The organism is Bradyrhizobium aeschynomenes (genome assembly GCF_013178945.1).
GTDB classification, from domain to species: Bacteria; Pseudomonadota; Alphaproteobacteria; order Rhizobiales; family Xanthobacteraceae; genus Bradyrhizobium; species Bradyrhizobium aeschynomenes.
Genome location: NZ_JABFDM010000009.1, coordinates 199,851 through 219,897 on the forward strand (window position 1 = coordinate 199,851; position 20,047 = coordinate 219,897).

Annotated in this window: 16 protein-coding genes; 11 read left to right on the top strand and 5 right to left on the bottom strand. The window is 66.0% G+C overall.

Features of this window, described 5'->3' with window-relative positions:
- Positions 1-81 precede the first annotated feature (81 nt).
- Complete coding sequence (locus HL666_RS24805; RefSeq protein WP_172110037.1) at positions 82-861, bottom strand: SDR family NAD(P)-dependent oxidoreductase; 780 nt, start codon at positions 859-861, stop codon at positions 82-84.
- A 137-nt stretch (positions 862-998) separates the two neighbouring features.
- On the opposite strand from HL666_RS24805, the gene HL666_RS24810 reads away from it, so the two are divergent.
- From HL666_RS24810 to HL666_RS24820, 3 genes are all read left to right on the top strand, one after another.
- Positions 999-2,138: a PQQ-dependent sugar dehydrogenase gene (locus HL666_RS24810; RefSeq protein WP_172110036.1), complete on the top strand. Its 1,140-nt coding sequence runs from the start codon at positions 999-1,001 to the stop codon at positions 2,136-2,138.
- A 73-nt stretch (positions 2,139-2,211) separates the two neighbouring features.
- Complete coding sequence (locus HL666_RS24815; RefSeq protein ID WP_172184115.1) at positions 2,212-2,946, top strand: SDR family NAD(P)-dependent oxidoreductase; 735 nt, start codon at positions 2,212-2,214, stop codon at positions 2,944-2,946.
- Positions 2,947-3,020: 74 nt separating this feature from the next.
- On the top strand, positions 3,021-3,389 hold the full coding sequence (locus tag HL666_RS24820; protein WP_172110034.1) for a CsbD family protein: 369 nt from the start codon (positions 3,021-3,023) through the stop codon (positions 3,387-3,389).
- 130 nt (positions 3,390-3,519) lie between these two features.
- Here HL666_RS24820 and HL666_RS24825 read toward each other — a convergent pair whose 3' ends face one another.
- Entirely contained in the window at positions 3,520-5,355 is a 1,836-nt protein-coding gene (locus HL666_RS24825) for an SGNH/GDSL hydrolase family protein (RefSeq protein ID WP_172184117.1), read from the bottom strand.
- A 150-nt stretch (positions 5,356-5,505) separates the two neighbouring features.
- Positions 5,506-6,906 (bottom strand): lytic murein transglycosylase, encoded by a 1,401-nt coding sequence (locus HL666_RS24830; protein WP_172184119.1) that lies wholly within the window; start codon positions 6,904-6,906, stop codon positions 5,506-5,508.
- A gap of 218 nt (positions 6,907-7,124) precedes the next feature.
- Between HL666_RS24830 and galU the strand changes: the two genes are divergently transcribed.
- On the top strand, positions 7,125-8,006 hold the full coding sequence (gene galU / locus HL666_RS24835; RefSeq protein ID WP_172110031.1) for a UTP--glucose-1-phosphate uridylyltransferase GalU: 882 nt from the start codon (positions 7,125-7,127) through the stop codon (positions 8,004-8,006).
- Between the two features lie 26 nt (positions 8,007-8,032).
- Here the strand turns inward: galU and HL666_RS24840 are convergent, their stop codons facing one another.
- Positions 8,033-9,538, bottom strand: coding sequence for a GGDEF domain-containing protein (locus HL666_RS24840; protein WP_172184121.1), 1,506 nt, complete (start codon positions 9,536-9,538; stop codon positions 8,033-8,035).
- A gap of 132 nt (positions 9,539-9,670) precedes the next feature.
- Here HL666_RS24840 and HL666_RS24845 point away from each other — a divergent pair, with 132 nt between their 5' ends.
- From HL666_RS24845 to HL666_RS24875, 7 genes are all read left to right on the top strand, one after another.
- Positions 9,671-9,928: a DUF7662 domain-containing protein gene (locus tag HL666_RS24845; RefSeq protein WP_172110029.1), complete on the top strand. Its 258-nt coding sequence runs from the start codon at positions 9,671-9,673 to the stop codon at positions 9,926-9,928.
- Positions 9,929-10,060: 132 nt separating this feature from the next.
- Positions 10,061-11,854, top strand: coding sequence for a peptide ABC transporter substrate-binding protein (locus tag HL666_RS24850; RefSeq protein WP_172184123.1), 1,794 nt, complete (start codon positions 10,061-10,063; stop codon positions 11,852-11,854).
- Positions 11,855-12,110: 256 nt separating this feature from the next.
- The gene (locus tag HL666_RS24855) at positions 12,111-13,904 is read left to right on the top strand and encodes a peptide ABC transporter substrate-binding protein (protein ID WP_172110027.1); all 1,794 of its coding nucleotides are present in this window, start codon (positions 12,111-12,113) and stop codon (positions 13,902-13,904) included.
- A 44-nt stretch (positions 13,905-13,948) separates the two neighbouring features.
- A complete protein-coding gene (locus tag HL666_RS24860; RefSeq protein ID WP_172184125.1) occupies positions 13,949-14,908 on the top strand; it encodes an ABC transporter permease in 960 nt (319 codons plus the stop codon).
- A complete protein-coding gene (locus tag HL666_RS24865; RefSeq protein WP_172134420.1) occupies positions 14,874-15,815 on the top strand; it encodes an ABC transporter permease in 942 nt (313 codons plus the stop codon). The genes HL666_RS24860 and HL666_RS24865 overlap by 35 nt, the downstream gene beginning before the upstream one ends.
- Complete coding sequence (locus HL666_RS24870) at positions 15,815-16,813, top strand: ABC transporter ATP-binding protein (RefSeq protein WP_210262101.1); 999 nt, start codon at positions 15,815-15,817, stop codon at positions 16,811-16,813. The genes HL666_RS24865 and HL666_RS24870 overlap by 1 nt, the downstream gene beginning before the upstream one ends.
- On the top strand, positions 16,813-17,811 hold the full coding sequence (locus HL666_RS24875) for an ABC transporter ATP-binding protein (RefSeq protein ID WP_172110023.1): 999 nt from the start codon (positions 16,813-16,815) through the stop codon (positions 17,809-17,811). The genes HL666_RS24870 and HL666_RS24875 overlap by 1 nt, the downstream gene beginning before the upstream one ends.
- A gap of 18 nt (positions 17,812-17,829) precedes the next feature.
- Here HL666_RS24875 and HL666_RS24880 read toward each other — a convergent pair whose 3' ends face one another.
- Positions 17,830-19,815: a cache domain-containing protein gene (locus HL666_RS24880; RefSeq protein WP_172110022.1), complete on the bottom strand. Its 1,986-nt coding sequence runs from the start codon at positions 19,813-19,815 to the stop codon at positions 17,830-17,832.
- Positions 19,816-20,047 lie beyond the last annotated feature (232 nt).

Genomic DNA, 20,047 nt, shown 5'->3' on the forward strand with positions numbered 1-20,047 from the left:
CAAGGCTACGCCGGCGATGCGTGAAGTCAATTCGTGCGCCGGGCGACCTCGCGCACGGCTGTCATGCCGGCCCGTCAGACGTCAGGCGTTGCGGGCCATCAGCCCGCCGTCGACCGGAATGACGGCGCCGGTGATGAACGAGGCCGCCGGCAGGCACAGGCTCAGCGTCATGTGCGCCACCTCCTCGGGATCGCCGTAGCGTCCGAGCGCGGTGCGGCGTCTCGCATAGGTGGCCTTCTGCTCGTCGGGAATGCGCGCGGTCATCGCGGTCTTGATCGGCCCCGGGCAGATGCAGTTGACGGTGATGCCGTCGCGGCCGAGCTCGACCGCGAGCGAGCGCGTCAATCCGGTGACGCCCGCCTTGGCGGCGGAATAGGCGCTGTGCAGCGCGGTCGCGCCGAGCGCCTCGGTCGAAGCGATATTGACGATGCGCGGGCATCGCGACCGACGCAGGTGCGGCAGCGCGGCGCGGATGACGCGCTGCTGCGCCGTGAGCATCACGGAAAGACTCTTGGCCCAGGCGTCGTCATAGCTGGCGTCGTCAATCGCGACGCGCACCGAGATGCCGGCATTGTTGACGACGATGTCGAGCCCGTCGAAATGTGCCGCGGTCTCGTTGATAACGGCCGTGATGGCGTCGCGATCGGTCAGGTCGAGCTGCCAGGCGCGCGCCGTTCCGCCCGCCGCCGCGATGGCCCTCGCCACGGCGCGCGCGCCGTCCGCGTCGATGTCGGTGACGGCGACCCGCGCCCCGTCATCGGCGAACACGCGCGCGGTCGCGCGGCCCATCCCGGATGCCGCACCCGTGATCAGGACGTTCAATCCCTGGACGGAGCGGCTGAGCTGCTTGTGGTCCTGCATATTTGCGGCTCACGGAAAAATGCGCATCGCATCGGCGCCTTCGGGATTATCACTGATCGGACGCATTTGGTCAGCACCGATCTGACATGGCCGCATGCGCGTTGCCTCACGACAGGGATCAACGAATTGGAGTGATCATGGCGCTCAAGACAGTCATCGGCCTGGCTCTGGCACTGGGATGGCTTGCTGCCGATGTCGCGCAGGCGGACGGCATCAATGCCGGCGGCCGAAGGGTCAGCGCGGTGCAGCCCTTCAACGCGCAGACCGTGGCTGAATTCGACACGCCCTGGGCCATCGCCTTCCTGCCCGATGGCCGGATGCTGATCACTGAGAAGCCCGGCCGGATCTACATTGTGACTCAGAGCGGGCAGAAGACCGAAATCGGCAACGTGCCGGCGGTAGCCGCACGCGGGCAGAACGGCCTGTTGGACATCGCGATCTCACCGACCTTCGCGACGACGTCGCAGGTCTATATCAGCTATACCGAGCCGAGCACCGAGGGCAGCCGCCTCGTGCTCACCCGTGCCGTTCTGTCGCTGGCCAACGATCGCGCCATGCTGAGCGAGCCAACGGTCATCTGGCGGCAGACGCCGGCGGGCGGCGGCGGTCAGCCCGGCGGCATCATCGCTTTCGATCCAGCCGGAACACATCTGTTCCTGACCGTCGGCGACCGCATGCAGCCGACCAGCGCCCAGGATCCACGCCAGGCCCGCGGCAAGGTGCTCAGGCTCAATCTCGATGGCGCGACGCCCTCGGACAATCCGATGGCCGAGGACAAGGGTGTGCGGGCCCAGACATGGACCACGGGCCATCGCAATCCCTACGGCCTTGCCTTCGCCCCGGACGGCCGGCTCTGGCTGCACGAGATGGGCCCGCGCGGCGGCGACGAGCTGAACCTGATCGAACCGGGAAAGAACTATGGCTGGCCGCTGGTCTCGAACGGCGACAATTACGACGGCACGCCGATCCCGCGTCATGCGACACGGCCGGATCTCACGGCGCCGCCGCTCTATTGGGATCCGGTGATCGCGCCCGCGGGCCTCGCCTTCTACGATGGCGCCTTGTTCCCGCAATGGAAGGGATCGGCGCTGATCGGGGGGCTCAGGGCGCACGCGCTAGTGCGTGTGGCGTTCCGTGGGGACGGCCAGCCGGACGAGGCCGAGCGCTGGGACATGGGCGAGCGCATCCGCGACGTTGCGGTCGCGCCCGACGGCGCGGTCTGGATCATCGAGGACGACTCGCCCGGCCGGCTCAAGCGGCTGACGCCGGCGAAGTGAGGCCGCGGGCGTTGACAGCGCGGCCGGTGCTCTCCACACAGGTCGAACAAACAACAAGACAAGGGCCAGGGAGATGAACGCGCTCGATTTCTCGGGACGGCAGGTGCTGGTGGTCGGCGGCTCCAGCGGCATCGGTAACGGCATCGCGCAGGCGTTTCGACAGCAGGGCGCCGATGTCGCGGTCTGCGGCACGCGCGCCAGCGCGGCGGACTATGCGGCTGACGAAGGCTCCGATCTCGACGGGCTGGACTACCAGCAGCTCGATGTCAGCAATGCCGCCGCGATCGAGGCGTTCGCGCCGCGCTTCGGGCGGCTCGACGTGCTGGTGCTGGCACAGGGCGCGGTGCTGTACCGGCGCGGCGAGTTCGCGATGGATGGCTTCCGCAAGGTGATGGAGGTCAATCTCATCAGCCTGATGGCCTGTGCGACGAAGTTTCACAGTCTGCTGCGCGATGCCAAGGGCGCGCTGATCATCGTGTCGTCGACTGCGGCCTTTCATTCGACCATGGGCAATCCGGCCTACAACGCGTCCAAGACCGGTGCAGTCGGGCTGACACGGACGTTGGCCGAGGCGTGGGCCGCGGACGGCATCCGCGTCAACGGCATCGCGCCGGGTCTCGTCGATACCAAGATGACGAAGGTGACGACCGCCAATCCGCAGCGCCTGGAAGGCGCCCTGCAGCGCATTCCACTGAGGCGGCTGGGCACGCCGCAGGACATGGCGGGCGCTGCATTGTTCCTCGCCTCGCCGCTGTCGTCCTACATCATCGGTCAGACCATCGTCGTCGACGGCGGCCTGATTTTGTAGTCGGCCGGAACCGTCCTCGTCCCTGCTGGTTAGCACAGCGGAAAGCCCGCAACGCGAGACAAGGAGAAGCGGCGATGGATACGGATCGTTTGACCGGAACGGCGAAGGATGTCGCAGGCAAGGTCGAAGGCAGCATCGGTGAGATGACCGGCGACAAGAGCACCCAGGCGTCAGGGCGTGCGCGCGAGGCGTCGGGTGTCGTGCAGAATCTCTACGGCCAGGCCAAGGACGCCGCGCGCGATGCCGGCGATGCGGCCATGGACTACGCCAAGGACACGTTCGGCAGCAGCACCGACACGCTGCGTGACGGCACCCAGGCGCTGACCAAGCGGGTTCAGGACAATCCGATGGGGGCGCTGCTGGTCGCCGGAGGCATCGGTTTCATGCTCGCCATGCTGATGCGCCCGTCGAGCCGGCCGCAGCCGCAGCGCTGGCGCTACTGAGATCTCGCGCGAACGACGACTGACTGAATCGAAAACCGGCCCGCATTCCTCCGAATGCGGGCCGGTTTGTCATTTGAGGCATCGAGTCGCGTCACGGTCTGATCGTTGACCAATCCTGCTGCGTCCGCGATCAGCGGATGGGCCCGTCGAGCGCCGCCGCCGAACGGCCCACGGCTGCCGGCGGCCGCGGCGGGCCGTTGGGATTGCGGGCGGCCGGCGGCCTCGGTGGCGGCGCCGGCTGTTGTTGCGGCGCGCCGAAGCCGAAGAACTCCTGGAAACCCCGGCCGTTCTGGTTCGCCTGTCCATTGGGATTCGGCTGTTGCGCCTGACTGGGCGCTGCTTGCCCAGGTGCAGCCGGCGTCGTCAACCGCTTCGGTCGCTGCTGCAGCGGAAGCTGGCCAGAGGCTGCCGGATTGGCCTCGGCCGGTGACGTCGACGCGACCGGCGTATCCGGCTTGGCAAGCTCCTTCGGCGGCTCCTTGGCCTGTTCGCGGCCGACCTCGCGGCGTGGCCAGGCGAAATCGTCGGCGCGTCCGGCTGGCGGGCTCAGCGCCTCGCCCTTGACCAACGTTCGCGAGGCCAATGCGTCGACCGCCGCGGGGCGGGAGCCGGGGCCGCCGAGCAGTTGATCGGTGCCCACCGACGAGGCCACCAGCGGCAGGATTGGCCCCGCCATCGGGCGCGGCGCGGGCTGGCCGGGGACCGCATTGGCGTCCGGCGTGGCCGGCTCATTCGGCAGCTCCAGCGGCGTGGAGCGGGCCGCGAGCAGCCGGTTGATCTCGCGTTCGGCATAATGCGCCAGTTTGCGTGCGCCGGGCTTGGTGAAATAGACGCCGTCATAGGAGCGCAGCTGGCGGATCTGACCTTCGAAATCCGGGCCCTTGTGCAGGAAGCGGCCGGCCTCGTCGACGAAGCCGTCCCAGACGTCGACATAGGTGATGCCGGTCTTGCCGGCGACGTCGCGATAAAGTGAATCCAGGAACAGCGTATCGGCCGTGCCCTTGGGGCCGCGCACGGCGGGCAGCCCGACCCACAGCACCGGGACGCCCTTGGTCTTGGCGACCGCGATCAGCTCCTCGATCTTCTTGGTGTAGAGCTCGACCCAGCGCTCGTCGCGAAATTCGGTGAGGCCGCCCGGTGCGCGCGCGGTCCTCTCCGGCGCTGCGACCGCGGGAGCGTCGTTGTCGACCTCGTCCTGCGGCAGCTCACTGTCCGGCTTGGCGGCGGTGTCCGTCCTCGCGTCGGGCTTGGCATCTCCGGCCTTGGGGTCGCCTGGTTTGGCGTCGCCAGCCTTCGTCTCTCCAGACTTGGCCTCTCCAGATTTGGCCTCTCCTGGCTTGGCATCTCCCGGCTTCGGCTCGCCGGGCTTGGCCTTGGCGTCCTTCTTGGCCTTGTCCGCCTTCTTGTCGTCGGTCTTCTCGACGGCCGGCTCGCGGATCGAGATCCGATCGTTGAGCCCCAGCATGATCACGATCGCGTCGGCGCGCTCGGTGGCCAGGATGCCCTTGGCGGCGGCGGCCCAGTCGGCCGGCTCGCCCTTGGGCTGGTACTTGATGAGACCGGAAGTGGTCCTGATCCGCCGGGTGACGCCCATGTCCGGTTGCTCGGAATAGGCGTCCTCGAGGCCGTAGGCGAGCCAGTCGGCCATGCCGTCGCCGAGCACCAACACATTGCGGTCCGGTGCGCTGGCATTGTCGCGCTTCTCCGGCGGCGGCGCCTTGGAGTAGTCCTGGGTGACCTTCTTCGGCTGCTGCGGCTGGTATGGCGAGAAGAAATCGCCGCCGAACCAGCCTCCGCCACCGCCGCCGCCGCGCGGAGCCGGACGGGGTGAGGAGAACGGGTTGAAATTGAAGAACTGGGCCGAGGCCGGGCCGGTGATCCCGACCAGCATGGCGATCACGACCGCCAGCACGACCGCCGGGCCGGGCTCGTTCAACAGCTTGAGGATGGACTTCAGCTTTGACATGCGCACCCGTCCGCACCTGCTGTGCGGCGAAACCGTGACCAACCATATAATAGGACCCGAATCAGGCCGCAAACGGGCATTCACCGGATGGTGTTGATGTCTCCTGGCAATCGCCCCAAAAGGTTACCGGAGCGGGCCGATCGGGGCAGATCAGCGTCCGCGCAGCCGTTCCAGCACGTCGGAGGTGGCAAAACCGTCCGCCGGCGCCCCGATCGAGGCCTGGAAGCTCCGTAATGCCTCGCGGGTCTGGCCGCCGAACTGGCCGTCAGGCGTACCGCGGTAAAACCCGCGCTGGGCCAGCAGCTGCTGCAGCTCCAGCCGCTCGGCGCGCGACAGTGTGCGCTCCTCGCGCGGCCAGGCCTGCACGAACGGCGGCGCGCCGCGCAGACGGTCGGCGAAATGCCCGATCGCCAGCGCATAGGCCTCGGCGGGATTGTATTTCATGATGACGCGAAAGTTCTGCAGCATCAGGAACCCGGGTCCCTGGGCGCCCGCTGGCGCCAGCAGATAGGCCTTCTCGGTCGTGGCGGGGAACGGCTGGCCGTCGGCGCGGCGCAGCCCCAGCTGCTGCCATTGGCCGAAGCTCATGCTCTTGGCGCGGTCGGCCAGCATGTAGTTGAAGCCCTGCGGCACCACGACCTCGTAGCCCCAGCTCTGGCCGCTCTGCCAGCCGTCCTTCTTGAGGTTGTTGGCGGTCGAGGCGATCAGGTCGGCGGGGTTGTCGACGACGTCGCGGCGCCCGTCACCGTCGGCATCCACGGCGAAGCGCTTGAAAGCGGTGGGCATGAACTGGGTCGGGCCGAAGGCCCCTGCCCAAGAGCCGCGGAGCTGCTCGGGCCTGAGATCGCCGCGGTTGAGGATCTCCAGCGCCGACAGGAACTCGTCCTTGAAATAGGCCTGGCGGCGACCGATGCAGGCGAGCGTCGCAGTCGACTGCAGCACGCTGCGGTCACCGATCTGGGTCGAGTAGTTGGACTCGATGCCCCAGATCGCGGCGATGATGTAGCGGTCGACGCCATAGGTGCGTTCGACCGCATCGAACTGCGGCTTGTACTTCGCCAGCACCTCGCGGCCCTTGGCCATGCGATTGTCGTTCACCAGAATGTCGAGATAATCCCAGATCGATTTGGTGAATTCCGGCTGCGCGTCCATCAGGTCCATGATGCGCAGGTCCGGCGACAGGCCGGCGGTGAAGCGCTGGAAATTGTCCTGGGTGACGTTGCGGCGTGCGGCATCTGGCCACATCCCGGCGACGCACGCATCGAAATTGCCCGCCGCCTCGCGAATCGCAGCCGCGGTCATCAGCGGATGGCCGGAGGCGCCGTCCTCGCCGCTCCAGGGTTGCGGGCCGCCCGGGGAGGGAGCCTGCGCGGGCTGGCTTGGGCTTGGATTTCCCTTGGTCAGGGTCCCCGTGAACAGGCCGTCCAGGAAGTTCAGCGGATTGCCGGATTGCGCCAATGCGGAACCGGACACCACCGTCAACGCCGTGGCCAGAACTGCCGCCCCGGCACCGGCCTTCAGAGCTGTCAGCATCACGTTCCGTCGCATCATGTCTCGATCCAGATCGCGTGGAAGATCGGCCTCCACGAGGCCCGGTCCTGCTTAACGGGAGATTAACAAGGTAGACGATTTCCGCAGCGAAATTTAGCCTTTCGATCCGCCTCGCGCGGAACACTGGACCAACATCCGCCTTTGTTCTCGGCTGCAAACGAGCTACCTAAAATGCGATCGATTTCGCATTCATATCGCCACAAGGTCTAGTCATCCCCATGAAGATCCGCAAAGCCGTTTTTCCGGTCGCCGGTCTCGGCACCCGCGTCCTTCCCGCCACCAAGGCGATGCCGAAGGAGATGCTGACGATCGTCGACAAGCCGCTCATCCAATACGTCTTCGATGAAGCCAAGGAGGCCGGTATCGAGCACTTCGTGTTCGTCACCGGGCGCAACAAGACCGCGATCGAGGACCATTTCGATCGCATGTACGAGCTCGACGCGACGCTCGCGGCGCGCGGCAAGAAGACCGAGATCGAGATCCTGGCGCGCGACCAGCCGGAGGCCGGCGCGGTCAGCTTCACCCGCCAGCAGGCGCCGCTCGGCCTCGGCCACGCCGTGTGGTGCGCGCGCGATATCGTCGGCGACGAGCCGTTCGCGGTGGTGCTGCCGGACGAGCTGGTGCTGAACGCGCCGGGTTGCTTGGCGCAGATGATCGCTGCGGCCAGCAAGCTGCCCGAGAAGAGCAACGTGCTCGCGGTGCAGGAGGTGCCTGCGGACCAGACCCATCAATACGGCATCTGCGGCGTAGGCCCGCGTGACGGCAAGATCTTCGAGGTCGACGGCATGGTCGAGAAGCCGGCCAAGGGCACCGCGCCGTCGAACTTCTCGATCACCGGGCGCTATATTTTGCAGCCGGAGATCTTCCAGATCCTGGCGACGCAGGAGCGCGGTGCCGGCGGCGAGATCCAGCTGACCGACGCGATGATCGGGCTGTCGAAGACGCAGAAGTTCTACGGCGTGGATTTCGACGGCGAGCGGCATGATTGCGGCTCGAAGTCCGGCTTCCTGAAGGCCAACATCGCCTTCGCCATGGCGCGCGCCGATCTGCGCGACGGATTGCGCGCCGACATGAAGAAGTACCTCGAGGCCAAGAGCTGATCGCAAGACGGGTGCGGCTGGCGGCGTCACGCCGCCAGCACGACTGAGCGGAGCGGCCGCTGTACCGCCGCGGTGGCGCAGCAATTGCGGCCCGCCGCCTTGGCCATGTAGAGCGCCCTGTCGGCGGCATTCAACAGGCCGGACCAATCGGTCTCGCGCGATGGCGTGATGCTGGCGACGCCGATGCTGATCGAGGTGTTGGCCGTCTCTCCCGCCCAGAGCGCGACCTTGGTGCGGATCGTCTCCGCCACGTGCAGCGCGTCGGTCTCCGCGGTCCCCGGCAGGAGCACCGCGAACTCCTCGCCGCCATAGCGCGCCGCGCAGTCGCCGGCCCTCCGCACCGAATCCGAAATGCAGACGGCGATCCCGACCAGCACCTGGTCGCCCGCCTGGTGCCCATGGGTATCGTTGTAGCTCTTGAAATGATCGGCATCGATCATCAGCAGCGCCAGCGGGGCCTGCGCCCGCTGCGCGCGCCGCCACTCGATCTCGATCGTCTCGTCGAACTTGCGACGGTTCTTCAGGCCGGTCAGTGGATCGGTGGTGGCCAGCCGTTCGAGGCTCGACTCGACCTTGGTGCGCAGCTGGATCTCGCGCGCGGCGACTTGCGTTGCGGCGAGCACGAACACGATGAGCGCCAGCATCATCGCGCCAATCTGCGCGGCCTCGTTGCGCCAGACCGCATAGACGCTGTCCCAGGTCCGGCTGGCGACCACTACCAGCGGATCGTTGCCGTTGTGCCAGATCAGCAGCCGCGACTGGTCGTCCAGCGCGCCGGTGCTCGACCAGCCGCTCGGCTCGGTGAGAGCGCGGGTCACCTCCGGCGCCCGTGCCAGATTGCGGCCGATCGCAGCGGCATCGAACGGCGCGGTGACGATGATGGTACCGTCGCGCCCGAACACGGTGATGCCGACGCCGGGCGAAAGCGAGAGCCGGCTGAACAGGTCGCGGAAATAGCCGAGGCGGATCGAGCCGGCGACGACGCCGGCGAAGCCGCCGTCGGGCGCGGAGACGCGGCGGCTGAGCACGATGAAATATTGGCCGCCACGCTCCGCGGGCCGGCTGACAAAGAGGCCGATGTCGGCGCGATCGCGATGCACCTGGAAGAATTCGGCATCGCTGCGGTCCTCGGGCAGAGGATCGAGGCTCGCCGAGTCGATGGTGAGCCGTCCCGCGGCGTCGAACACCTGGATGGCGCCGAAATTCCTCGCGGTGGAAGCCCGATCGAACAGGATCAGGTGGCGGATCGGCTTGCTGACCTGCTTGATTTCGGGCAGCAACAGGTTGCCGGCGACCGCGCGCAAGGAGAGATCGTACAGCTCGATGTTGCGGCTGATGTCGGCGCCGATGCCGGCGGCGAGATTGTCCAGCGACTGCCGGGCGCGGACGTCCTCGCCCCGGCGCAGGTCGATCATGACGCTGGCACAGATGGCGGAGAAACCGATGATGGTCGAGATGGAGCAGGTCACCAGCGTGCGCGCCGAGAGACGCCAAGGCGGCTTGGCCTGGCCCGTTCGGCGTTTCCAGCGCATCGGCTCGTCCCGTCCCCGTGGAGTCCCGTCCGTAGCCTGACGGATACGCCGAAGTAACCCATGTTAGGTTAACGAGTGATTGCAGTCGCGAGTTGCGGCGCGCCGAGGCTGCCCTGTCCGATGGAGTTGAACTTGCCCGACTATGATGCCCTGCGCGATTACCTGGAGCGGCAGAGCCGTCCCGAGCTGGTGCTCAGCCTCGATGAGATCGAGGAGCTGATCGGCGACAGCCTGCCGCGCGCCGCGCAGCGAGCTTCCTGGTGGGACAGCCTGCGCAGTCCGCAGGAGAAGATGCCGCAGCGCGAGGCCTGCCTCGCGGCGGGCTATGTCGCCACGCGGCTGCCCGATGGAAAGGGCGTCCGTTTCCGCAAGCTGAAGCCGCCGCGCTGAATCGGTGTCGCAGCCGTTGGCCCGGATCGTGCCTTCGGCTGGAGGCCGCCGCGCATGCGGCCATACGGAGCCTTGAAGGGGCGACGGCAGCCCGCTCAAATAGTCGCCGAAGGTTTGGAGAAAGACACGGCCATGAATGAACAGAACCTCCGCCGCGAGATCGCTGCGGTCAAAGAGGGGCGGCTGTCGCGCCGCGACTTCGTGCAGCGGATGCTTGCCCTCGGGCTGACCGCGCCGCTGGCCGGAATGATGCTGGCGCATTCCGGGGTCGCCATGGCCGCGCAGGCGTTTCCCTACAAGCCGACCAAGGCCGGCGGCGGCGGACCGCTGCGGATTCTGTTCTGGCAGGCGCCGACGCTGCTCAATCCGCATTTTGCGATCGGGGCCAAGGACCAGGAATCCTCGCGCGCGTTCTACGAGCCATTGGCCGGCTGGGATGCCGAGGGCAATCTCGTGCCGGTGCTCGCGGCCGAGATTCCCAGCGTCGCCAACGGCACCGTCGCGTCCGACGGCACCTGGGTCGTCTGGAAGCTCAAACCCGGCGTGAAATGGCATGACGGTCAGCCTTTCACGGCCGAGGACGTGATCTTCAACTGGAAATATGCCAGCACCCCGGAGACGTCGGCGGTCACGATCGGCGACTACAAGGACATCAAGACGATCGAGAAGATCGACGACCACACCGTCCGGCTCGTGTTCAGCCAGCCGACACCGCAATGGTTCACGCCGTTCGTCGGCGGGCGTGGCGCGATCATTCCGAAGCATCTGTTCGGCGACTATATCGGCGCCAAGTCGCGCGAGGCGCCGAACAATCTCAAGCCGGTCGGCACCGGCGCCTACCTGTTCGTCGACTTCAAGCCCGGCGACATGCTGACGGGCAAGCTCAATCCCGACTATCACATGCCGAACCGGCCGTATTTCGACACGTTGGAGATCAAGGGCGGCGGCGATGCGGTATCGGCCGCGCGCGCGGTGCTGCAGACCGGCGAGTTCGACTACGCGTGGAATCTGCAGGTCGAGGACGAGATCCTGGTCAAGCTGGAGGCCGGCGGCACCGGTGTCGCCGAGATCGTGCCGACCGGCAATCTCGAATTCATCCTGCTCAACGCCACCGATCCCAATGTCGAGGTCGACGGCGAGCGGTCGAGTCTCAAGACCAGGCATCCGCTGTTCTCGGATCCGGCCGTGCGCGAGGCGATCAACCTGCTGATCGACCGCACCTCGATCCAGAAGTTCATCTACGGCCGCGGAGGCATCGCCACGGCGAACTGCATCAACAATCCCGAGCGCTATCGCTCGAAGAACACGAGCTTCGAGTTCAACATCGAGAAGGCCAATCAGATTCTTGAGAGCGCCGGCTGGACAAAGGGCGCGAGCGGCGTGCGCGAGAAGGACGGCAAGCCGCTCAAGATCGTGTTCCAGACCTCGACCAACGGCCCGCGGCAGAAGAACCAGGCGATCATCAAGCAGGCCTGCCAGAAGGCCGGCATCGAGATGGAGCTGAAGTCGGTCGTCGGGTCGGTGTTCTTCTCCAGCGACATCGCCAATCCCGACACTTACAGCCATTTCTACTGCGACATGGAAATGTACCTGATGACGATGGCGTCGCCGGAGCCGCAGGTCTTCCTGAGCCAGTACGTGTCGTGGGAGGCCGCCACCAAGGCCAACAAATGGCAGGGCCGCAACATCTCGCGCTGGCAGAGCAAGGAGTTCGACGATCTCTACAACGAGCTGACGCGCGAGCTCGATCCGGTGAAGCGCGCCGCGCTCTACATCAAGCTCAACGATACGGTCTGCGCGGGTCGCCACGTGCTGCCGGAGCTCAACCGCCCTCGCGTCAGCGGCATCCGCAAGGGGCTGCAGACGCATTCCTCGGGCTGGGACAACGATCTCTGGCAGCTACCCAGCTGGTACCGGGAAAGCTGAGCGCAAGCTCGGAACTGGCCAAACGACGCTCTCCGCCGTGGCCGTCACGGCGGAAGCAGTTCCATTTTCCGGGGATGCTTCGCAGCAAGCTTTTACCGCACTGCGGCGTGCGACAAACATTCCCTTCCATATTACGAAATTGGCCCGGATTCTGCTTTGACACTGGCTTCGAAGGCTGATCCAATTTTGTGCAGCTCCGCGATGATGTTTGGCGGGGCGCTTTTTTTGGCAATCAGCACCACACTGGAGTCGATGAATGAACGAGCGTGACCTCCGTAGCCAGATCGCTGATGTCAAAACAGGGCGCCTGTCGCGGCGCGAATTTGTGCAGCGGATGATTGCCGTGGGACTGACCGCGCCGATGGCCGGCGCGATGCTCGCCCATTCCGGCGTCGTCCAGGCGGCCGAACCGATCACGTACAAGCCGACCAAGGCCGGGGGCGGCGGTCCGCTCAAGCTGCTGTTCTGGCAGGCGCCGACCTTGCTCAACCCGCATTTCGCCAACGGCACCAAGGATCAGGAAGCGAGCCGGCTGTTCTACGAGCCGCTCGCCGGCTGGGATGCCGACGGCAATCTGGTGCCGATCCTTGCCGCCGAAATTCCGAGCAAGGAGAACGGCCTGCTCGCCGCCGACGGTCTTTCCGTCACCTGGAAGCTGAAGCAGGGCGTGAAATGGCATGACGGCAAGCCGTTCACCGCCGACGACGTCATCTTCAACTGGGAATATTCGGTCAATCCCGATACCGCCGCAGTGTCCGTCGGCAGCTATCGCGGCATCAAGTCGATCGACAAGATCGACGACTACACGGTGAAGCTGAACTTCAAGCAGCCGACGCCGTTCTGGGCCGATCCGTTCGTCGCTGCCTACGGCCTGGTCATTCCGAAGCATCTGTTCGCCGACTATATCGGCGCCAAGTCGCGCGAGGCGCCGACCAACCTGAAGCCGGTCGGAACCGGCCCCTACGTCTACGTCGACTTCAAGCCCGGCGATTCCATCGCCGCCAAGCGCAATCCCGATTATCACCAGGCCAACCGGCCGTATTTCGACACGGTCGAGGTCAAGGGCGGTGGTGACGCGGTGTCCGCGGCGCGTGCGGTGCTGCAGACCGGCGAGTACGACTACGCCTACAATCTGCAGGTCGAGGACGAGATCCTGACCAAGCTGGAAGCCGGCGGACAGGGCAGGGCGCAGCTCACGGTCACCGGCCATATCGAGTACATCGCGCTCAACACCACCGATCCCTGGACCGAGGTCGACGGCGAGCGCTCCAGCGTGAAGACCAAGCATCCGTTCTTCACCGACCCGGCGGTGCGCAAGGCCATCAACCTCCTGATCGACCGCGCCTCGGTGCAGAAGTTCATCTATGGCCGCGCCGGCGTTGCGACCGCGAACTTCCTCAACAACCCGGAGCGCTTCCGCTCGCCGAACAACAAGTTCGAGTTCTCGATCGAGAAGGCCAACCAGATCCTGGAGGAGGCTGGCTGGAAGAAGAATTCGTCCGGCATTCGCGAGAAGGACGGCAAGCCGATCAAGCTGGTGTTCCAGACCTCGATCAACGCGCCGCGCCAGAAGAACCAGGCGATCATCAAGCAGGCGTTCCAGAAGGCCGGCATCGAGGTCGAGCTGAAGTCGGTGGTGGCTTCGGTGTTCTTCTCCTCCGACCCGGCCAACCCCGACACCTATCCGCACTTCTACTGCGACATGGAGATGTACCAGACCACCATGCCGCAGGCCGACCCACAGTTCTTCATGAACCAGTTCACCTCGTGGGAGGTTTCGACCAAGGAGAACAAGTGGCAGGGCCGCAACATCTCGCGCTGGCGGAACAAGGAGTATGACGAGACCTACAAGCAGGCCTCGAGCGAGCTCGATCCGGTCAAGCGTGCGGCGCTGTTCATCAAGCTCAACGATCTCGTGGTCCAGGACAACTACATCCTGCCCGAGATCAACCGCCGCAACTGCATCGGTCTGAAGAACGGCATGGTCGCGAACAAGAGCGGCTGGGACAACGATCTCTGGCAGATTGCCAACTGGTATCGCGAGACCTGATCGCGCCATCAGCATGACCAGCCAGACATCGTAGAGGTGGAGCGATGGGAAACTACCTTCTCAGGCGCCTCATCGTCGCCGTGCCGAGCCTGCTCGGCATCAGCCTCATTCTGTTCGTGCTGCTTGCGCTAGCGCCGGGCGATCCGTTCGGCGAGCTCGCGAGCAACCCGAACATTCCCCCGGAGGTTCGCGAGGCCCTGCGCGTCAAGTTCGGCATGGATGATCCGATCATGGTGCGCTACGTGCGCTGGCTGGTCGCCATGATCCATGGCGATTGGGGCTTCTCGTTCGCCAGCCGAGTCAACGTCGACACCCTGATCCTGCAGCGCATCCCGGCCACGCTCTACGTGGTCGGCACCGCGCAGCTGCTGGCGCTGATCGTGGCGATCCCGGTCGGCGTGCTGGCGGCGCGGCGGCCCTATTCGATTTTCGACCAGATCGCCAACACCTTCGCCTTCATCGGCTTCTCGCTGCCGACCTTCTTCACCGGCCTGCTGCTGATCCTGATCTTCAGCGTCAATCTCGGCTGGCTGCCGTTCGTCTATCGTGCCGACATCCAGGCCACGGGCTGGATGTGGTGGTGGGAGAACTTCAAGCAGGCGGTGATGCCGGTCACCGTGCTCGGCCTCTATCAGGCCGCGTCGTATACGCGCTACGTGCGTTCGGCCGTGCTCGACGTCATCAAGCTCGATTACGTCACGACGGCGCGCTCCAAGGGGCTCGACGAGAGCAAGGTCATCGTCAAGCACGTGGTGCGCAATGCGCTGATCCCGGTGGTGACGCTGGTGGCGCTGCAGATGCCCACGGTGTTCGGCGGCGCCATCGTCACCGAGCAGATCTTCCGCATTCCCGGCATCGGCTCGCTCCTGATCAGCGCGATCCTCGCCAACGATACGCCCGTCATCATGGCGGTGACCTTCGTGTTCGCCTGCCTCGTCGTCCTGTTCAACCTCATCGCCGATATCCTGTATGGCTGGCTTGACCCACGCATCTCCTTCCGTTGAGACGGCGCTCGCGCCGGCTTCGAAGAAACGCCGCTTCTCGCCCGGACGAGATGCCATCAGGCGCTTCCTGCGCCATCGCCTCGCGGCCGTCAGCATCGTCGTGCTGGCGCTGCTGGCGCTCGCGATCGTCGTCGGCCCGTGGATCTGGCGGGTGCCGATCAACGAGATCGATTTCACCGCGCGGCTCGCGGCGCCGTCATGGGACCATCCGTTCGGCACCGATGATCTCGGCCAGGATCTTCTCGCCCGCATGATCTATGGCGGCCGCATCTCGCTCGCGGTCGGCTTTGCGGCGATGGCGGTCGGCCTGTTCGTCGGCGTCGTCATCGGGGCCATTGCCGGCAACTCCAAGGGGCCGGTCGATGCCGCGCTGATGTGGCTGACCGACCTGTTCCTGTCGCTGCCGCAGCTGCCGTTGCTGCTGCTCGTGATCTATCTGTTCCGCGACCTGCTGAAGGGCCTGGTCGGGCCGGAGGGCGGCACCTTCGTCCTGATCGTGCTGGTGATCGGCGGCTTCCGCTGGATGCCGGTGGCGCGGCTGGTGCGCGCGCAGTTCCTGTCGCTGCGCGAGAAGGAGTTCGTCGAAGCCGCGCGCGCGCTCGGCGCCTCCAATTTCCGTCTCGTCGCACGTCACATCCTGCCGAATGCGCTCGGCCCGGTCATCGTCGCCGGCACGATCGACGTCGCCGCCGCGATCATCGCGGAATCGACGCTGTCGTTTCTCGGCCTCGGCTTCCCGCCGGACATTCCAACCTGGGGCCGGCTGTTGTTCGACGCCAAGGACTATCTCGACATCGCGCCGCATTGGGCGCTGTTCGCCGGCGGCGCGATCTTCCTCACCGTCATCGCGATCAACTTCATCGGCGATGGCCTGCGCGATGCGCTCGATCCGCGGAAGGTGATGTGATGGACGCGCGCGTAGCTCCGCTCCTCGAGATCAAGGGGCTGAAGACCTATTTCAACACCGACGAGGGCCAGGTTCAGGCCGTCGACGGCGTCGACATCTCGATCGGCAGCGGCGAGACCCTGTGTGTCGTCGGCGAGTCCGGCTCCGGCAAGACCGTGACCGCGATGTCGGTGCTGAAGCTGATCGCGATGCCGCCCGGGCGCATCGCGGGGGGCCAGATCCTGTGGCGGGGCCGCGACCTGGTGCCGCTGGGCTCGTCGGAGATGAACAAGATCCGCGCCAGCGAGATCGCGATCGTGTTCCAGGAGCCGATGACCTCGCTCAATCCGGTGTACACGGTCGGCGACCAGATCGCCGAGGTGATCCGGCTGCATCAGGGCCTGTCCAAGAAGGCGGCGATGGATCGCGCGGCGGAGATGCTGGCGCTGGTGCAGATCCCCAATCCGAAAGCCCGCGTGAACGATTATCCGCATCATTTCTCCGGCGGCATGCGCCAGCGGGTGATGATCGCGATGGCGCTGTCGTGCAATCCCAAGCTCCTCATCGCCGACGAGCCGACCACGGCGCTCGACGTGACGATCCAGGCGCAGATCCTCGATCTGCTGCTCGACATGAAAGAGCGGCTCGGCATGTCGATCATGCTGATCACCCACGCCATGGGTGTGGTCGCCGAGGTCGCCCAGCGTGTCGTCGTGATGTATGCGGGCCGGGTGGCGGAGGAGGCGCCGGTCGATCGCCTGTTCGCCAATCCACGCCATCCCTACACCCAGGGCCTGATCCGCTCGATCCCGCGCATCGATCTCGCAGCGGTCAAGAAGAGCCGGCTGGAGAGCATCCCGGGCAGCGTGCCGAAGCTGGTCAATCCGCCGGAGGGGTGCCGCTTCGCCTCGCGCTGCCGCTTCGCCATTCCCGATTGCAGGATCGCGCAGCCTCCGCTCCGCGAGATCGAGCCCGGCCACAAGGTGGCGTGCATCCGCGCCGAAGAGACGTTGCTGTGATGATCGAAGCTGCCATTGCCCCTTCCACCGCGCCGGCGCCGCTGCTCACGGTGCGCAACCTCACCAAGGCGTTTCCGATCCGCGGCGGGCTGCTGAAGCGCCAGGTCGGGAGCGTGCGCGCGGTCGACGGCGTCAACTTCCACATCGAGCCGAGCGAAACCTTCGGCCTGGTCGGAGAGTCCGGCTGCGGCAAGTCGACCACCGGCCGCTGCGTGCTCCGGCTGATCGAGCCGAGCTCGGGCGAGCTGAAGTTCGAGGGTAAGGACGTCATCGCGCTGTCGGGCGAAAACCTGCGCGCGCTGCGCCGCGACATCCAGATCATCTTCCAGGATCCGTACGCCTCGCTCAACCCGCGCATGACGATCGGCGCCATCATCGGCGAGGCGCTGACGATCCATGGGCTGGCGGCATCGCGACAACAATATGAAGCGCGCATCGTCCATCTGCTCGAGACCGTCGGCCTGCAGGCCGACCACATGACGCGCTATCCGCACGAATTCTCCGGCGGCCAGCGTCAGCGCATCGGCATTGCGCGTGCGATCGCGGTCGAGCCCAAGCTGATCATCTGCGACGAGCCGGTGTCGGCGCTCGACGTCTCGATCCAGGCGCAGGTCATCAACCTGCTCGAGGATCTGCAGCAGAAGTTCGGCATCGCCTATCTGTTCGTCGCGCACGACCTCTCGGTGGTTGAGCACATCAGCCGCCGCGTCGCGGTGATGTATCTCGGCCGCATCGTCGAGACCGCGCCGTCACGCCAGCTCTATTCGGCGCCGAAGCATCCCTACACCGAGGCGCTGCTGTCGGCGGTGCCGATCCCGGATCCGAGCGTGAAGCGCAAGCGCGTCCGTCTCAAGGGCGAGGTGCCGAGCCCGATCAATCCGCCGTCGGGCTGCCATTTTCACACCCGCTGCCCGATCGCCAAGGACGTGTGCAGCAAGGAAGTGCCGCCGCTCAAGGCGAGCGACGAGGGGCATCTCGTCGCCTGCCATTTCCGCTGACGCGGGTCTGGTCGCGCGTTACGCCGCCTGGCGGTCGGAGACCAGGGCCGTCAGTCGCGCCGTCTGCTCGGGGTTCAGCGTGAACTGCACGAGCGCCGTTCTGTCGCCGACGCGGGTGACCGTGCCCGGCAGGTCGGACACCATGCCACCGATCGCGAGCGTCACCGACGTGTTCACCGACAGGCGCACCGGAACGGATTCGAGCAGGGCGCCGCCGAGCGACAGGTTGCGAACGACGACCGAGATGGGGTCCCCGTTCACCTGCAGCGTGCCCGGGCGATTGATGTTGAGCCGGGTCGAGAGCCGGCGGTCGACGTCGGCCGTGGAGGTCCGGATCACGCGGACCAGTTCGGTGCGCAGCCGCTGTACCTTCTCGGCGACAGTGGTCGAGCCGTCGCGGATGTCGGTCGAGCGCCGGCCGGCCTCGCTGGCCTCGCGGGACACCTCGGCGATCTGAGTGGCGACCTCGCGGGCCGCGGCCGAGGTCTCCTCGACCGTGCGCGAGATCTCGATGGTTACGCTGTTCTGCGCCTGGATCGCGTCCGCAATTCCGGAGGATACCGCCTCGACGTTGCGGATGACCTCTCCGATTGCGCCGATCGAGCTCACCGAGGCTCGCGTCGAGTCCTGGATCTCGGCGATCTGCTGCGCGATCTCACTGGTCGCTTTTGCGGTCTGCTCGGCCAGTGACTTGACCTCGGAGGCGACGACGGCAAAGCCGCGGCCGGCGTCGCCGGCCCGGGCGGCCTCGATGGTCGCGTTCAGCGCCAGCAAATTGGTCTGTCCGGCGATTTCGCTGATCAGGCTGGTCACGGCGCCGACCTTGTCGGCCGCTTCCGACAACTTCGCAATCGTCGCCTGGGCCTCGGACGAGGCCGCCACGGCCTTGCGCGTCAGCTCGCGCGAAGAGTTCACCTGGCTGGAAATCTGCGAGATCGATGCGGCGAGCTGCGACGAGGCCTTGGCGACCGTCTGCGTGGTCGCGAGCGCCTGCTCGGCGGCCGCCGCGACGCTGCTCGAGTTGCGCTCCAGCGTCAGGGCGCTGTCGGTCATCGACTTGGCGTTACCGGCCATCTGGCCGGTGCCCTCGGCGACCTCGCCGACGGCCCTGCTGGCGGCCTGCTCCACCGCCTCCGCCATCTCCTGCAGCGCCTTGCTCTTGATCCGCTCGGCGACCTGGCGCTGCTCATCCTCGAGCATGGCGGTCTGCCGCGCCTTTTCCTCGGTCTTCTGCCTGAACTGCTCGATCGAGCGCGCCATGTCGCCGAGCTCGTCGCTGCGGGTCAGGCCCGGCAGCTTGATCTCGAAATTGCCGTGGCCGAGCTCGGTCAGCGCGGCGCCCATGGACGCCAGCCCCGACGACATCCGGCGCGCGATGATCAAGGTGATCGATCCGATGATCAGCATCACCAGCATTGCGGCAATGAACACGCCGCGCTTGCTCTCCCACATCTGCGCTTCGAGATCGTCGACATAGACGCCGGTGCCGATGATCCAGCCCCAGGGCTCGAAGCCGGCGACGTAGGACATCTTCGGCTGGGGCGCGTCCTTGCCGGGCTTCGGCCACATGTAGTCGACCACGCCGGCCTTCTGCCGCTTGACGACGTCGACCATCTCCATGAACAGCCGCTTGCCGTTCGGATCCTTGTTGTCTGCGAGGTTCTGGCCGTTGAGCTCCGGCTTGATCGGATGCATGACCATCTTCGGGGTCATGTCGTTGATCCAGAAGTAGTCACCGCTGCCATAGCGCAGCTTGCCGATTCGTTCCGCCGCCTTCTTCTGCGCGGCCTCGGGCGCGATCTTGTCGCGCGCGATCGAATCGTATTCCTCGCGCGCGATGCTGAGGGCGGTCTCGGTCAGATGGGTGAGCTCGCTTTGCCGCTGATCCTTCAGGGCCGTCGCGAGATTCTGGCTTTGCGTCGCAGCGAGCCCGATGAGTCCACAGAAAGACAGCCCGATGATCGCGTAGATCCGCAGGGCAAGAGAAAAGCGCGGCTGAGCCATGAATGTACCCGGGCACGAGAAGGATCAAATTCCCGAGCGAATTTAAGGAATCGCAGTTGATGCCCGGTTAAGTGACCATGGTAGCATCATGCCGAATTGAGGCCGTCTTGCACGTAGTACTACGGACTACGCGGCCGAAAGGTTCGCACGGAGACGAACTCAACGCAGCGGCTCGGCTCCGGCGCCGCCCCACCGGCGGTTGTCGGGGACGCACGCGGTGTCGGGCCTCGGC

Excerpts from the sequence above, each read along its gene's own strand:
- HL666_RS24860 (WP_172184125.1), top strand. The coding sequence starts at position 13,949 with ATGGGAAACTACCTTCTCAGGCGCCTCATCGTCGCCGTGCCGAGCCTG.
- HL666_RS24850 (WP_172184123.1), top strand. The coding sequence starts at position 10,061 with ATGAATGAACAGAACCTCCGCCGCGAGATCGCTGCGGTCAAAGAGGGG.
- HL666_RS24825 (WP_172184117.1), bottom strand. The coding sequence starts at position 5,355 with ATGTCAAAGCTGAAGTCCATCCTCAAGCTGTTGAACGAGCCCGGCCCG.
- HL666_RS24855 (WP_172110027.1), top strand. The coding sequence starts at position 12,111 with ATGAACGAGCGTGACCTCCGTAGCCAGATCGCTGATGTCAAAACAGGG.
- HL666_RS24810 (WP_172110036.1), top strand. The coding sequence starts at position 999 with ATGGCGCTCAAGACAGTCATCGGCCTGGCTCTGGCACTGGGATGGCTT.
- HL666_RS24830 (WP_172184119.1), bottom strand. The coding sequence starts at position 6,906 with ATGATGCGACGGAACGTGATGCTGACAGCTCTGAAGGCCGGTGCCGGG.
- HL666_RS24880 (WP_172110022.1), bottom strand. The coding sequence starts at position 19,815 with ATGGCTCAGCCGCGCTTTTCTCTTGCCCTGCGGATCTACGCGATCATC.
- HL666_RS24875 (WP_172110023.1), top strand. The coding sequence starts at position 16,813 with ATGATCGAAGCTGCCATTGCCCCTTCCACCGCGCCGGCGCCGCTGCTC.
- HL666_RS24865 (WP_172134420.1), top strand. The coding sequence starts at position 14,874 with ATGGCTGGCTTGACCCACGCATCTCCTTCCGTTGAGACGGCGCTCGCG.
- HL666_RS24820 (WP_172110034.1), top strand. The coding sequence starts at position 3,021 with ATGGATACGGATCGTTTGACCGGAACGGCGAAGGATGTCGCAGGCAAG.
- HL666_RS24815 (WP_172184115.1), top strand. The coding sequence starts at position 2,212 with ATGAACGCGCTCGATTTCTCGGGACGGCAGGTGCTGGTGGTCGGCGGC.
- HL666_RS24840 (WP_172184121.1), bottom strand. The coding sequence starts at position 9,538 with ATGCGCTGGAAACGCCGAACGGGCCAGGCCAAGCCGCCTTGGCGTCTC.
- HL666_RS24805 (WP_172110037.1), bottom strand. The coding sequence starts at position 861 with ATGCAGGACCACAAGCAGCTCAGCCGCTCCGTCCAGGGATTGAACGTC.
- galU (WP_172110031.1), top strand. The coding sequence starts at position 7,125 with ATGAAGATCCGCAAAGCCGTTTTTCCGGTCGCCGGTCTCGGCACCCGC.
- HL666_RS24870 (WP_210262101.1), top strand. The coding sequence starts at position 15,815 with ATGGACGCGCGCGTAGCTCCGCTCCTCGAGATCAAGGGGCTGAAGACC.